Below are 13359 nucleotides of genomic sequence, written 5' to 3'. Positions count from 1 at the left end.
GAATGAAGCCTAGAGGAGCAGTCCCATAATGTAAGGGGCTGCTCCTTTTATATGGGGTCTATTCGTTACATTTATGGGAGAAGTCAACGAGGATATAGCTCCCTTTTTTATAGATATTGTAATACCTATTGGCACGCATGGCCTCATATGAACAATGCTCATATATGCTTTGGGCTAGAGCAAAGGGAAATTGGGGGCTTTCGTCGATAGAGCGGAAATACGTGGCATTGCTCTGGAGGTCATGCTTTTTCAGGATGAACTCTCCAAGTGGATCATAAATTACATTATGGTCAAATATAGCGCGCCGTGCCAGCCATATCTTTTTAGTAATAAATGGAACAGGGACATCAAGAATACCATCATCCGTCTGGGTAGCGATTGTCGTGATGTTATTGACTGTTTTATGTTGGGCTTCAATACGGATGAAAACAGGACGTTGTTTGGAAAGGATATAAATATCATTGACAATATTGCTGGCTATAGCTTCGTTAAGTTCAGTTTGAGCTGCAATGGCATTTCCCCATTGTGTTGAAAATGTCATTTGGATGAGGAGTACCCAGCTGGCTAGGAGTATTTTAATGGGGGTTTTCTGAAATGAGGCTCCTCTCCCTATAAAGAATAGCATGAAAATAGAAAGGAATGCACCATTTGCTATGAAAACGCGCATATCAAAGACAGGATATCTTAAAAGTGAGAGAAATCCTGCTAAGGAACAAATAGAAAGAATAATATAAAATAGAGATAAGGAGAGATATGGAAGTTTACCCTTTTTGTAGAAAGTATAAAGAAGGTTCGTCACGCCAATTATCAAGAAGATTCCTAAAAGGATTTCTAGTCCTCCGCCATGGATACCAAATTCTAGGAAGGCATATTTCAATAACTTTCGAATATTGTTTAGGATTATGAATGAATTATGTGTGAATTGAGCGTGAAGTGATGCGTAACTCTCGTCTTTTCTAAAGATTACTTCACATTTGTAAATAATAAGCGGGATTGGGAGATATAATATATTCGCTACAAGGGAGCGAATGGAATATCTAGCATTTTTATCATACAATATAAATAATGACTCAGTTATTGAAAATATTAAAAATGTATTCAATGTCGGTTGATAAAGATTAAGTGCAGCTAACAATAATATTGATTTAAATAATATTTTTTTATAGGAAGAGGTAAATGTTTTTTCTAAAATAAAAAACCATATTATGCATGATAATGCCATGCTTATAGTGAGGCTATCGAAGCGATAGGATAAGTCTTGAAGAAAGAAAGGTGTACAGACAGTAAGGCTTAAAGCTAAAGCTGAAGATGTACGATTTAATTTCCATTTTAATGATAGAGACGCAAGAGAAAAGGAGAGAAAGATAATTGCTAATACTTGGAGGAGTGGAGATAAATCATATGCTATATTGCTTGCATTTATAGTAATAAAGATAAGTTGGGCAAGAAAGCGGCCTGTTTGTGTGCATGAAATATCCCCAGTGGCAGAGCGATAATAGTCATCTGGATAATAAAAATTGCCGTGGAGGATAGGGTATAAGAACAACCCCAAGATAGATAGGAAGATGAGAAAGCGTATAGATGTTTCAGAGTACTTATAAGAGAGAGGGGGCATTTTCATAGTCCTCTATGTTGGCTAGACCTATATGAGAGAGATTATACCATAGGGAATGGACATCAATTATGCATATAGATTAGTATATTATCATCCTTACGGCGTTTATGGCGATATATTTCATGGTAGGATGCCATTATATGCTCATGTACGATATTAATAACATCTATATTCCCACCACTATAGTCCTTAACATCGCTATCTAGGATGATATAGCGTGGAGGCGTCTGAAAGATTCTCTTGATTTCTGTTGTTGGGTCAAGGGGGAGGGCCTTTCTTTCCGGCGCGGAGTCGAGATGCCAGGAGAAAGGTAAGGTCGTCACGGGGCAATAATGAGGTAATGCATCAAGGATAATATCGGGGCCGTGATCCATTAGAACGCAACCGGGAGCTGATGAGAGTAATTGTGTGATGGTTGTCAGGTCCTTTTGGGAGCCATTGCTAAGTACTTTCTCTGTGCTGTAGTAAGCGCATACTGCGCCAAAACCGGTTAAAAATGTAAGCCATAGGCGACCTACTTTAGCAGACCAAAGAGGGGCTGCATTGATAAAGAATGGCGCAAAGAGGGGAAGGGCGTAATGTGTTGCAAAGCTGCCGAATATGAAAAACCCTAGGAATGCGGTAAAGGCCCAGCCCATAATAAAGATATGAAGTATATTATTGGGGCGCGCTTTAAGAAGTAGAAAACGCCCCCCTATAGTACTGACAAAAAGAACGCCTAGAATTATTCCCCAATGAGCCCAATGCCACAATGAAATGAGGGTATTATGGGGTGGGTCTTGTTTTAGAAATATAGAGATTACATTAGCAAACCACCACTCAGAGAGATGTCCTAAAGAAGCATATGTAACGATGACACAGAATGATGGTAGAAGAGCTGTAATACTCCAGCCAAAAGCTGTTATAAAAAGGGTGAGAATCTTTATATTATGTTTATACAAAATATATAGAAGGAAAAGTGCAACATATATCCCCTCAAAAGCAACGGTAGGTTTTATTTGTATGGATAGACCAAATAAAACCATACTAACCCATCCGGATATTGTGAGGTTTTTAACTGTTCTTTTTTGCAGTCCTTGGAGTATAATCAATATAGCCGCTGTGATGAGTGTATTATAAAAAATAGGGGATTGCCCTCCCATGCCGCCAAAGCCAACACTCCAAATAAGGTAAAGGCACCCTGCACAGAAGGCTCCACCAATTGGGGCGATGGAGCGGGCAATTTTAAGGCAAAAAATAGAGGTCAGCCACGCGCTAAGGAGTGCACCTATCTGGTAAGCCCAGATGCGATAGGGGCCAAAAAGATGAAAAAACTCATAAATAAGGAAAATGCCAATAGGTTTTCTATCCCAGATATCGACATAAGGGAGATCGCCGTGGAGCATGCGCCCCCCAACAAAAAGGTAAAACTCTTCATCAAAAAAGATAAAAGGATTACCTAAAAGGGCAGCGCGGGATAAATATGCAACGAGGAGCAAACAAAAATAGAGAAAATACCAATTATCTAAAGTTTTTTTTAAGGGGGACGCATTTAAAAAGGAGCGCATAAAGGTCTGATTCTTTAAGAGGGTATGTTATACATCGAAAAATGTAGCGGGTGATGCGTATATCATGTAGAGAGGGCATGATAAAGCTTAAAATTAGGAATATGAGGATAGTAGGTAGAGATTTAATGTCTAGCACAGCAAGAAAAAAAGTTATTTTAGGACTATGGAGCTTGATGTGGTGCGTAGTGTTTTTACTCACCTGTTTACGCACAGGGGCTGTGATGTTCCATCATGTTGCGCTGGATTATAATGAGGGGTGGAATGCCCTGTTAGCGGGCTGGGGGATAGGGGTAGGCGGGCATCAGCTATATTCGTCTGAAACGGGATTTATATTTAATAATTATCCTCCATTATCCTTTTTTATCTTTGGGTGGGTGATAAAATTAGGTGGAGATGCCATCATTGTAGGGCGTATAATTTCCTGTTTGTCCATAATTTTATCATCTATTATTATGCAACGTTTAATAAATATTATGACGAGGAGTGCGCTATCTGGTTGGGCGGGATCTCTTATATTTCTGGCAACCATGAATACAGCATTTTATAATTATTTTGGAATGAATGACCCTCAATGGTTGGCGCAATGTCTTATGTTGGTTGGGGTTTATGTTTTATTTTCGTCTGGGCGCGTTAGTTTTGTATGGTGGCGTCTCTTATTAAGTGTTCTGTTTATTGTATTGGGTGGATTTACTAAACATAATTTAGTGGCTTTGCCGTCAGCTCTATGTGTATGGATGTTTTTTTTAGATAAGAAAAAGGCATTTTTATGGGCGAGTATGTTAGTTATATGCCTCGGAATAGGGTTTTCTATTTGTTATCAAGCATATGGGATGTCTTTTTTCCATGATGTGTTTTCGCATAAGCGGACGGTGCGGCTAGGGCGTATTGTGCATGGGGTGAAAGCGCTCTTATTGATGGTGGGTATTGTTGTATCTGGTATTGGGGTAGCGATTTATTACAGAAAAAAAATAAGAATACATGATAATATTGTATTTGCATTGTTGTTTTTGATGTTCGCTCTCTTTTTTGGGTTAATGGGATCAATGGGGGCGGGTGTAGATTATAATAGCATGTTTGATGTGCTTGTGGCGGGGACGCTTTTATGTGGGATAGGGCTTGCGACATTATTAAATGATGCGCGATGTGGGGGCGTGATGTCTTATATGTGCGCCACTATGTCGCTGTCATTAATGTTTCTTGTGCCTATACGGGGGGTGAGCTTTTATCATGATATTGTATCTATTCATGAAAAAGAGGCATCATGGGCTGAGAATATCCGGCTGATGCAGGCTCATAAAGACGATACATTATGCACGGATATGGCGTTATGTTATTGGGCGCATGCGACTTATCCGGTTGATATGTTTAATCTGGCAGAGGCTTTAAAGGTCGGAGGGGGACCTTACCCGGTACAGGCGTTCATCATGAATCATAAGGTTGCGTTTGTGCAGCTTTATGGGGCACCTGATGCTTATCGTACAAAAAGCACTTATTTTGATGGATGGTTGCAAAAAGCAGGCTATCGCCCCGTCTTCACAGGGCAAGGCCATATGCTGTTGCTTAGTTATAAGCCCCTATAGCCATTAGGGTGGGCAAGCCGCCAGCGGAAGGCAGTTTCTATAATATCTTCAATTTTGGTGTAACGGGGTTGCCAGCCAAGCTCTGTACGGATGCGCGTGGGGTCGGTGACCAAAATGGCAGGGTCCCCCTCACGGCGAGGGGCCCAATCCCAGGGTAACTCTCTTCCCGTTACTGTTTCGATTGCTTTGAGGATATTCAAATTACTAAAGCCCTGCCCTGTACCGAGATTGTAGGTTACTGAACCAGTATCAAGGCGATTGAGAGTGAGGATATGTGCTTCGGCTAAATCGCTAACATGAACGTAATCGCGGATGCAGGTGCCATCTGGTGTTGGGTAGTCATTGCCAAAAAGCTTGAGAGGCGGACGGCGGCCTAAAGCAGAATCTAGCGCGAGGGGGATGAGATGGGTTTCGGGCTGATGGTCCTCACCGAGGCGGCCTTTGGCATCTGCCCCGGCAGCGTTGAAGTAACGTAGGCAGCCATAGCGGAGGCCGTGTATTCTCTCGGCCCAGTTAAGGGCGCGCTCGATGAGGAATTTGCTTTCCCCATAGGGGGAGCCGGGATTAATGGGTGAGTCTTCAGAGAGAGGGGTGTTACCTTGATTATTAAATAAGGCCGCTGTGGAGGAGAATAGGAAGCGCGGGACGTTATAGCGGACGCAGCCTTCAATTAAATTAAGGGATGTTAGCATATTTTGGCGCAGGTAATGGTACGGTGTCGCCATAGAGGCTCCGACCAAAGAAAGTGCTGCAAAATGTAATACGCCATCCCAAGGGCCGTTTGCTAGGATGGTGTTAAGACGATTCGTGTCTAGAAGATCAACCTCGTGGAATTGAGCTCCAGTTGGGATGGCGGCGCGGTGGCCGGTGCTAAGATTATCTAAAATGGTGACGTGGTGGCCATGCTCTATGAGAGCGAGAGCCACATGGCTACCGACAAAACCGGCTCCACCTGTAACAAGATAACGCATAGCGGGGAGGCTTCCTTTGCATTGTTAAGCTGTGGGGGAAGGGTATGGTGTTACGATGGAAAAAGAAAGAGGGTGCTTGTTGTGTGACAATACGCTATTGCAGCGATAAGCTGTTAAGGTCTGGTCAGTAATGTGAGATATGCTTCTCCTAAGTTAATGAGGGATGTAGGAAAGGGACGGAATGAAGATTGTTGTAACGGGAGGATGTGGTTTCATTGGGTCTGCTGTGATACGGCATCTCTTGAGAAAGACATCTCATCAGGTTCTGAATATTGATTGTATGACGTATGCTGCCTCTGAAGAGACAGTAGCAGAGGTGGCGACGCAGCCGCGTTATAGGCATGAAGCCATCTCGATTAACAATCAAAATGCGGTGGAGCGTGCGTTAGCGGCGTTTCAGCCAGATGCGATTATGCATTTGGCGGCGGAAAGCCATGTGGACCGTTCGATTGATGGGCCGGGGGCTTTTATTCAGACTAATGTTGTCGGCACTTATTGTTTATTAGAGGCGGCGCGCCAGTATTGGTTAGGGTTAGAGGGTGCTAAAAAGGCGGGGTTCCGTTTCCTTCATATTTCAACAGATGAAGTGTTTGGCCATCTGGAGCCTGAGGCCCCTCCTTTTACGGAGGAGACAGCCTATGACCCACGTAGCCCCTATTCGGCCAGCAAGGCGGCATCGGATCATTTAGTGCGGGCATGGTATCATACTTATGGCTTCCCAGCTTTTGTGACCAATACGACCAATAATTACGGGCCATGGCACTTTCCAGAGAAGCTCATCCCCTTGATGATTATTAATGCATTAGAGGGGCGGCCTTTGCCGGTTTATGGCAAGGGGGAGAATATTCGGGATTGGTTATTTGTGGAGGACCACGCTGCGGCGTTGGTGCGGGCTGTGGAGCGTGGCAAACCGGGGGAGACTTACGCTATTGGTGCCCGTCAGCCGCGTAAGAATCTCGATGTTGTGCGGCAAATATGCGCTATTTTGGATGAGCTTGCGCCAGACCCAGCCGGGCCACGAGAACGGTTGATTTCTTTTGTTAGTGACCGGCCGGGGCACGATTTCCGTTATGAGATTGACCCAAGCCATGCCGAGACCTGTTTGGAGTGGAAGGCCGAGCATGATTTTGAGACCGGGCTGCGCCGGACAATCCAGTGGTATTTAGAGCACAAAGCCTGGTGGCAGCGTTTGCGCGAGCAGCGTTATGACGGGCAGCGGCTGGGAGTACAGAAATGAGACATACACAGGCTAACCCTAAAAAGCAGCATGTTACAAAAGGGATTCTGCTTTCTGGTGGTTCTGGGACGCGCTTATACCCAATGACTTTGGCGGCCTCCAAGCAGCTCTTGCCTGTTTATGATAAGCCGATGATTTACTACCCGCTTACGACCCTGATTTTGGCAGGGATACGGGAGATTATGATCATCACAACGCCGGAGGACCAAGCGCAGTTTCAGCGTTTATTGGGCAGTGGTGAGCAATTTGGGGTGAGCTTTACCTATCGTATTCAGCCTAAGCCGGAAGGGATCGCACAGGCATTTCAGATTGCTGAGGATTGGATTGCAGGCTCACCTTGTGCGTTGATTCTTGGTGATAATCTGATTTTTGCAGATGGGTTGGAGCATATGTTGCGGGATGCGGCGTGCCGTCCGCATGGGGCAACGGTGTTTTCTTATCAAGTACGGGACCCAGAGCGGTATGGCGTTGTCTCCTTTGATGAGACAGGCCGTGCGGTGGATATTGTAGAAAAGCCGATTAATCCGCCATCTCATTGGGCGGTGACGGGGCTTTATTTCTATGATGAGCGGGTTTGTGAGTTTGCACGTCAGGTGAAACCAAGTGCCCGTGGTGAGTTGGAAATTACGGACCTGAACCGCATCTATCTAGCAGAAGGGACGCTAGAGGTGGACCGGCTAGCCCGTGGTTGTGCGTGGTTGGATGCGGGAACGCCTGATAGTTTGATGCAAGCGGGGACGTTTGTGCAGGCGATTCAATCCCGCCAAGGATTACTGGTGGGCTCGCCAACAGAGGCGGCTTATCGGATGGGTTTCATCCCGCGTGAGAGATTGATCGCCACAGGGCAGAAAATGGCTAAGACGCCCTTAGGGCAAACGTTGCTGCATGTTGCGGCAGAATATGGACCATCAACCCTTTAAGGGTGGCATGAATAAGGTAAATGAGGAGCAATGTGATGAAGGTTGAGGCATTATCCCTCCCCGGTATTTTGAAAGTAACCCCCGCGCGCTTTGGGGATCATCGAGGGTTTTTCTCGGAGACATATAACCAAAAGGCTATGGCAGAGGCGGGGATTCCTGAGGTTTTTGTGCAGGATAATCAGAGCCTTTCGCGCCAGAAAGGCGTCGTGCGGGGGTTGCATTGTCAATTAGAGCCTTATGGGCAGGGTAAATTAGTGCGTGTAACGCGCGGGGCGATTTGGGATGTCGCGGTGGATGCACGCACAGGCTCGCCGACTTATGGGCAATGGGTCGGGGCGGAGCTTTCCGCTGAGAATTGGGCACAGCTTTGGTTGCCCGTTGGGTTTTTGCATGGTTTTGTTACGCTTGAGGAGAATACAGAGGTGCAATATAAATGCACCGGCTTTTACGATAAGGCCTCTGAGCGGTCTGTTCGGTGGGATTGTGAGCAGATTGGTATTGAATGGCCGGTAGAGCGTGGGGCGGCTGTATTGTCCGAAAAGGATGAGCAAGCCCCGGCGTTTGAAGCCGCAAAGGGCTGGTTTTCCTACAAATAATGGCAGCGGAGGAACGGATTATGGCTAAGCCTTCTATTCTTGTCATTGGTCGTACGGGCCAGTTGGCGACCTCTTTGCAGAAGCTGGGAGGAGAGCGTGTTGTTGCGGTGGGTCGGCCAGAGGCGGATTTGCAACAGCCAGAGAGCCTAGCGCAGGTGATTGACGCGCATAAACCGGCCTTCATCGTCAATGCAGCGGCGTGGACGGCGGTGGACCTTGCCGAGAGTGAGCAAGAGGCGGCTAAGCAGGGCAACCATACAGGGCCTGCGCGTTTGGCCGAGGAGGCTGCAAAACGGGGTATCCCGTTGATTCATGTTTCAACGGATTATGTGTTTGATGGCACAAAAGGGGCCCCGTATAAAGAGAGTGATCCGATTCATCCTGTAACGGCTTATGGGAGGACCAAGGCCGAGGGAGAGGCTGCCGTGTTGCAGGCCCAACCGCGTAGCATTATTTTGCGGACGGCATGGGTGTATTCCGACCATGGGAAGAACTTTGTAAAAACGATGCTCAATGCGGGTGCAAAGGCTCCTCATCTGCGCGTTGTGGGGGACCAGAGGGGGAATCCAACATCATCGGATGATTTAGCGGCCGTTATTTTAGAGATTCTGCGCAAAATTGAAGAGACAGGTTGGCAGGATGCTTATGCGGGTATCTTCCATGCGAGTGGGGCTGGTGAGGCCACATGGTATGAGCTGGCTCATTATGCGCTAGAGCAAGCGGTACAATATGGTCAGCCTATGCCGGGGATGGAGGCTATCACAACAGCAGATTGGCCAACTCCGGCGGCACGTCCTGCGGATTCCCGGCTGGATAATAGCAAGCTTCAGCGTGTTTTTGGGGTGCGTTTGCCGCATTGGCAGGAGAGCGTGGCGCGCGTGGTGAAGGCGTTGTTGCATAAACCCGCCTAAGCGCGTGGTTGGTTTATGAGGATGATGAATGGCGGCAGCGGGTGCATAGAGCTTTAAGCCCCACTGCTATGCCAAGCCCAGCTAAGCCTACGGCCCCATAAGCGAGGGCGGGGCGGCGGCGGAAGCTATTCTTAGCCAGATTTTGCGCAAAAATGAACATGACGCTGGAATCTAGCTTGCTCTCCCCATGAGCGCGATTGCGGAATGTCATGGGGACTTCATGGATGCGAAGCGGCTCCTTCCGCGCAATCATGAGGTCCAGCAGGATTTTAAAGCCATGGCCATCGAGGAAAGGGGCACGTTGTGTAAAGACCGTGCGCTTGACGGCGAAAAAGCCGCTCATCGGGTCGGTGAGGGGGACGTTTAGGAGCCATTGTGCTGCCCAGATGCCCGCATTGGAGAGGAAACGCCGCCACCCGTTGGAGAGGCCCTCATTACTTCCCCCTTTGATATGACGGCTCGCAACCGCAATGTCGGCACGGTCGGTTTGGAGGGCCGTGATCATCTCACGCAAGCAGGTTTCATCATGTTGGAGGTCACCATCCATCACAGCGATGATGGGGGCGGAGGCACTTAAAGCCCCTTCAATCACAGCGGAGGATAGCCCACGCCGCCCAATGCGCAGGATGCCGCGCACATAAGGTTTTGTTTCTGCCAGCTTGCGAACGGCCTTCATCGTGCCATCGGGGGAGTTATCATCAACAAAAACAACTTCCCACGCCACATCTGTTAGAACGCCCTCAAGAGCCTCTACCAGAGGAGCGACATTCTCGACCTCATTATAGCAGGGGATGATGATGCTGATATCTGGGGCGTTCATGCTGGGGTCCATAAAGGGGGAGATGCCCCCTCTTAGGGAGTCTATCTGGGGAGTGCAAGGTTAGGGGCGTGTTTTCTGCAAAGAGGCAGCCCCCATGCGGCGGTACATAAAGTGTTGAGTGTCGGTTTTTTCGGCTTCGGCAATGGCGTCATCAATGAGATGACGGTGGGGGGAGAGGGTGCAAACAGGGTCGGTTTGTGTGGCATCGCCGAGCAGGGCGAGGGCTTGGCAGCGGCAGCCGCCCCAGTCAATCTCTTTGCGTGCGCAAGAGGCGCAGGGCTCTGGCATCCATGCTGTGCCACGAAAGAGGGTAAAAGCGCGGGAGTGATACCAAATATCGCTAAGGGACCGCTCCCGCACGGAGTCAAAGTGGAGGGCGGGGATGGTCTCTGCTGCATGGCAGGGCAGAACATGGCCAGAGGGTGAAATATTGAGGAAGCGTTGCCCCCAACCGCCCATGCAGGGTTTGGGGCGGTCGGCATAATAATCGGGTGTGACGTAGTCAATGGCTAAGCCGCCTTTGGCCTCCTCCTGCGCGACATAATGTGCGGCTTCCTCTAGCTGTGCGCGGGAGGGGAGCAAGGCAGCGCGGTTTTTGAGAGCCCAACCGTAATATTGCGTATGAGCCATCTCCACCCGTTGGGCATCAAGCTGGCGGGCAAGGGCAAACATGGCAGGAATACGGAAAATATTAGCTTTTTGGAGGACGAAGTTCAGCGTAAGGGGAATCCCCGCCGCCCTGATAAGTTGGGCGGCTTCCAGTTTACGGGGTTGGACTTGGGGGAAGTCACTGAGCCGGTCGGCCTCTGCATGGTCGGTGTCTTGGAAGGAGAGTTGGACATGGTCTAGCCCGCTTTCATCAAGCTGCTTCATGCTTTGAGCGGTGATGAGGACGCCAGAGGTAATGAGGTTGGTATAGAGATTAAGCTTATGCGCATGGGCGATGAGCGTATAAAGGTCTGGGCGGGCCATAGGCTCCCCGCCAGAAAAATGGACCTGCAACACCCCCATAGCGGCGGCTTCTTCCAAAACGCGGAGCCAGTCTTGCGTCTCAAGCTCTTGCGCTTTGCGTTCAAGCTCGAGGGGGTTGGAGCAATAAGGGCAGGAGAGCGGGCAGCGATGGGTCAGCTCTGCCAGTAAGCTCATCGGGGCAGGGGGGCGAGGTGTACTCACAGGCGGAGAATCCGCTTTTCAGTTAGGTCGGATAAAAGGGCGAGAACATCGGCTGCAATCTGCGCGCGTGGGGCTTGATAGCGTTCGGCGAGGCGGTCGATGATGGTGCTGATGGAGGTATGGCCATCAAGCTCTTGGAGGATGGCCACAGCGATTGCATCGGCAAGGAAGGCCCGCTCTGGGGCCTGAATGACCCATTGCTCCCGCACTTTATCATGTTGGAGGCGATACCCACGGCTGAAACCGGGGCACGAGTCTTCAGTCACGATGGGGGGAGATGCGGGGCTGGGCATAGGGGTCTTTCAGGCGGTTGGGGATGTTAGGGGATGTCTGGCACAAAGGCACCGGGGGGGATGTTGCCTTCTACATAAGCGTGGTCCAGCGCATCCAGAAGTTGCCAGAGGATAGCGCATTTAAACTCTAATGCGTGAAGAACTTCTTGCTGTTGCTCTGGCGTGCGGGCATGGGTTTTGACGTAATTAAGCGCGAAGGTGGAATCCTGCGGGGCTTGGGTGAGACGCGGCTTGAAATAGGCCAAAGTCTCCTCCGAGATATAAGAATAATTACGGAGCATCCCCTCCATACGCTCTCCAATGATGGTGGGGGAGAAAAGCTCCGTTAAGGAGGAGGCAATGGCAGCGAGTATGGAGCGGTCGCGCACAAAGGCTACATAAGCATCTACCGCAAAGAGTGTTGCTGGTAGGAGGCCCTCAAGGCTTTCTACATAAGCATCATCCAGCCCTAATCCGCTCGTCAGCTTTAGCCAGCGTGCAATCCCGCCGGGGCTGGAGGCGGTGCCGTCATGGTCTTCAATACGGCGTCGCCATTCCCGGCGGAGTTCAGTCGTGGGGAGGCGAGCGAGGAGGGTTGCGTCTTTTTTGGGAATCTGCGCTTGGTAATAATAGCGGTTTAAGGCCCAGGCTTGGAGCTGCCCTTTGGTCAGCTTGCCTTCATACATCGCTTTATGGAGCGGATGTTGGCGGTGATAGCGTTCTGCCCCGATGGCACGGAGGCGGGCTTCAAGTTCATCTGGTGTGAGGAGAGTGCTCATGATTCGGCCTTTAGTTGAAAGCGCATCCCATCTTCCCCCACAATCCAGCCAGCTTGTTTAGCAGTGTGATGTTGGGGGCTATCATCTAGTAAGATGGGGTTGGAGTTATTGATATGGATGAAGACCTTCTGCGGCTTCGTGCAATGGGCAAATTGCGCGAGGGGGCCATCGGCTTCATTTACAGAGACATGGCCCATGCGATGCCCGCTTTTGGGGCTTAGCCCGGCGCGAATCATCTCATCATCATGCCAGAGTGTGCCATCAAAAAAGAGAAGGTCTGCATGGCTGACACGCTCTTTAAGGGCGGGGGTGATTTCCGCACAGCCGGGGATGAAAAGCATCGTTTTCTGCCCATCAGAGAGGGCAAGGCCAAGCGTATCATCGGGTTTTGTGCCTTCATGCTCCACATAAAGCGGGGCTTTGCCCGGCACGGTAAAGACTTCCAGCATCAAACCAGAAGGAGAACCATCTTTCAGCAAGAGCGGCACAGGCGCACCCTCGGTGAGGGGGAGGCGGGGGATGATGCTGCGATCTAGGGCTTCAAAAATGGGGTTGCGGTCGAGTTGAGCGAGAGTGGAAGGGCTGCCCATAAGGGTGAAAGGTTCACGCTCGCGGAGGGTGAGCAGCCCGGTAATGGCATCAATTTCCGCCCCAGCAAGGATGACCCCTTGGATGGGGGTACCGCGCATAGCCCCTGTTTGATGTAAAGCCGGGGTAGCGAGAATCTGCTGGCGGAGGTCTGGTGAGGCATTGAGGAGGAACCAATGCTGCCCATCCCCACTTACGGCGAGGGAGGCTTGCGTGCGGGCTTTGGCCTTTTTGCCTTCTCTGGCGAGGAGGCAGCCTTTTGCGGCGGAGTTCCATTGTGGGAAGCCTCCCCCCGCACCGGCCCCTAAAATAATGACATCAAGCATGAGGATGGCCTCTTATGGTTGTGT

The 13359-nt window shown here is 49.4% G+C and carries 13 protein-coding genes; 5 read left to right on the top strand and 8 right to left on the bottom strand.

The window, feature by feature from the left end:
* Positions 1–58: 58 nt before the first annotated feature.
* Positions 59–1615, bottom strand: a complete 1557-nt coding sequence (locus tag GM556_RS07790; RefSeq protein ID WP_196424793.1) for a glucosyltransferase domain-containing protein — start codon at positions 1613–1615, stop codon at positions 59–61.
* 62 nt (positions 1616–1677) lie between these two features.
* Positions 1678–3162: a glycosyltransferase family 39 protein gene (locus GM556_RS07785; protein ID WP_155579746.1), complete on the bottom strand. Its 1485-nt coding sequence runs from the start codon at positions 3160–3162 to the stop codon at positions 1678–1680.
* 77 nt (positions 3163–3239) lie between these two features.
* Here GM556_RS07785 and GM556_RS07780 point away from each other — a divergent pair, with 77 nt between their 5' ends.
* Positions 3240–4742, top strand: a complete 1503-nt coding sequence (locus GM556_RS07780) for a hypothetical protein (protein WP_155579745.1) — start codon at positions 3240–3242, stop codon at positions 4740–4742.
* Here the strand turns inward: GM556_RS07780 and galE are convergent.
* Complete coding sequence (gene galE / locus GM556_RS07775) at positions 4727–5713, bottom strand: UDP-glucose 4-epimerase GalE (protein ID WP_155579744.1); 987 nt, start codon at positions 5711–5713, stop codon at positions 4727–4729. The genes GM556_RS07780 and galE overlap by 16 nt on opposite strands.
* Positions 5714–5894: 181 nt before the next feature.
* Between galE and rfbB the strand changes: the two genes are divergently transcribed.
* The 4 genes from rfbB to rfbD are packed head-to-tail and all read left to right on the top strand — an operon-like array spanning position 5895 to position 9377.
* The gene (gene rfbB / locus GM556_RS07770; RefSeq protein ID WP_155579743.1) at positions 5895–6950 is read left to right on the top strand and encodes a dTDP-glucose 4,6-dehydratase; all 1056 of its coding nucleotides are present in this window, start codon (positions 5895–5897) and stop codon (positions 6948–6950) included.
* Positions 6947–7870: a glucose-1-phosphate thymidylyltransferase RfbA gene (gene rfbA / locus GM556_RS07765; RefSeq protein WP_155579742.1), complete on the top strand. Its 924-nt coding sequence runs from the start codon at positions 6947–6949 to the stop codon at positions 7868–7870. The genes rfbB and rfbA overlap by 4 nt, the downstream gene beginning before the upstream one ends.
* A gap of 35 nt (positions 7871–7905) precedes the next feature.
* Positions 7906–8466 (top strand): dTDP-4-dehydrorhamnose 3,5-epimerase, encoded by a 561-nt coding sequence (gene rfbC, locus GM556_RS07760; protein ID WP_099026559.1) that lies wholly within the window; start codon positions 7906–7908, stop codon positions 8464–8466.
* A 20-nt stretch (positions 8467–8486) separates the two neighbouring features.
* Positions 8487–9377, top strand: a complete 891-nt coding sequence (rfbD, locus tag GM556_RS07755; protein WP_230873350.1) for a dTDP-4-dehydrorhamnose reductase — start codon at positions 8487–8489, stop codon at positions 9375–9377.
* A 13-nt stretch (positions 9378–9390) separates the two neighbouring features.
* Here rfbD and GM556_RS07750 read toward each other — a convergent pair whose 3' ends face one another.
* The 5 genes from GM556_RS07750 to pqqB are packed head-to-tail and all read right to left on the bottom strand — an operon-like array spanning position 9391 to position 13335.
* Positions 9391–10197, bottom strand: a complete 807-nt coding sequence (locus GM556_RS07750) for a polyprenol monophosphomannose synthase (protein WP_155579741.1) — start codon at positions 10195–10197, stop codon at positions 9391–9393.
* A gap of 60 nt (positions 10198–10257) precedes the next feature.
* Entirely contained in the window at positions 10258–11343 is a 1086-nt protein-coding gene (gene pqqE, locus GM556_RS07745) for a pyrroloquinoline quinone biosynthesis protein PqqE (RefSeq protein WP_155579814.1), read from the bottom strand.
* 23 nt (positions 11344–11366) lie between these two features.
* Positions 11367–11663 (bottom strand): pyrroloquinoline quinone biosynthesis peptide chaperone PqqD, encoded by a 297-nt coding sequence (pqqD, locus tag GM556_RS07740; RefSeq protein ID WP_155572561.1) that lies wholly within the window; start codon positions 11661–11663, stop codon positions 11367–11369.
* 26 nt (positions 11664–11689) lie between these two features.
* Positions 11690–12421 carry a pyrroloquinoline-quinone synthase PqqC gene (gene pqqC / locus GM556_RS07735; protein WP_155572562.1) on the bottom strand — a complete coding sequence of 244 codons (732 nt, stop codon included), beginning with the start codon at positions 12419–12421 and terminating at the stop codon, positions 11690–11692.
* Positions 12418–13335 (bottom strand): pyrroloquinoline quinone biosynthesis protein PqqB, encoded by a 918-nt coding sequence (pqqB, locus tag GM556_RS07730; protein ID WP_155579740.1) that lies wholly within the window; start codon positions 13333–13335, stop codon positions 12418–12420. Before pqqB ends, pqqC begins: the two co-directional genes overlap by 4 nt.
* Positions 13336–13359: the final 24 nt, after the last annotated feature.

It is taken from the genome of Bombella sp. ESL0378, assembly GCF_009725845.1.
GTDB lineage: Bacteria > Pseudomonadota > Alphaproteobacteria > Acetobacterales > Acetobacteraceae > Bombella > Bombella pollinis.
This window is presented reverse-complemented; position numbering and strand designations above follow the sequence as displayed.

Excerpts from the sequence above, each read along its gene's own strand:
- pqqE (WP_155579814.1), bottom strand. The coding sequence starts at position 11,343 with ATGAGCTTACTGGCAGAGCTGACCCATCGCTGCCCGCTCTCCTGCCCT.
- GM556_RS07785 (WP_155579746.1), bottom strand. The coding sequence starts at position 3,162 with ATGCGCTCCTTTTTAAATGCGTCCCCCTTAAAAAAAACTTTAGATAAT.
- GM556_RS07780 (WP_155579745.1), top strand. The coding sequence starts at position 3,240 with ATGATAAAGCTTAAAATTAGGAATATGAGGATAGTAGGTAGAGATTTA.
- rfbD (WP_230873350.1), top strand. The coding sequence starts at position 8,487 with ATGGCTAAGCCTTCTATTCTTGTCATTGGTCGTACGGGCCAGTTGGCG.
- rfbC (WP_099026559.1), top strand. The coding sequence starts at position 7,906 with ATGAAGGTTGAGGCATTATCCCTCCCCGGTATTTTGAAAGTAACCCCC.
- pqqB (WP_155579740.1), bottom strand. The coding sequence starts at position 13,335 with ATGCTTGATGTCATTATTTTAGGGGCCGGTGCGGGGGGAGGCTTCCCA.
- galE (WP_155579744.1), bottom strand. The coding sequence starts at position 5,713 with ATGCGTTATCTTGTTACAGGTGGAGCCGGTTTTGTCGGTAGCCATGTG.
- pqqD (WP_155572561.1), bottom strand. The coding sequence starts at position 11,663 with ATGCCCAGCCCCGCATCTCCCCCCATCGTGACTGAAGACTCGTGCCCC.
- GM556_RS07750 (WP_155579741.1), bottom strand. The coding sequence starts at position 10,197 with ATGAACGCCCCAGATATCAGCATCATCATCCCCTGCTATAATGAGGTC.
- rfbA (WP_155579742.1), top strand. The coding sequence starts at position 6,947 with ATGAGACATACACAGGCTAACCCTAAAAAGCAGCATGTTACAAAAGGG.
- pqqC (WP_155572562.1), bottom strand. The coding sequence starts at position 12,421 with ATGAGCACTCTCCTCACACCAGATGAACTTGAAGCCCGCCTCCGTGCC.
- GM556_RS07790 (WP_196424793.1), bottom strand. The coding sequence starts at position 1,615 with ATGCCCCCTCTCTCTTATAAGTACTCTGAAACATCTATACGCTTTCTC.
- rfbB (WP_155579743.1), top strand. The coding sequence starts at position 5,895 with ATGAAGATTGTTGTAACGGGAGGATGTGGTTTCATTGGGTCTGCTGTG.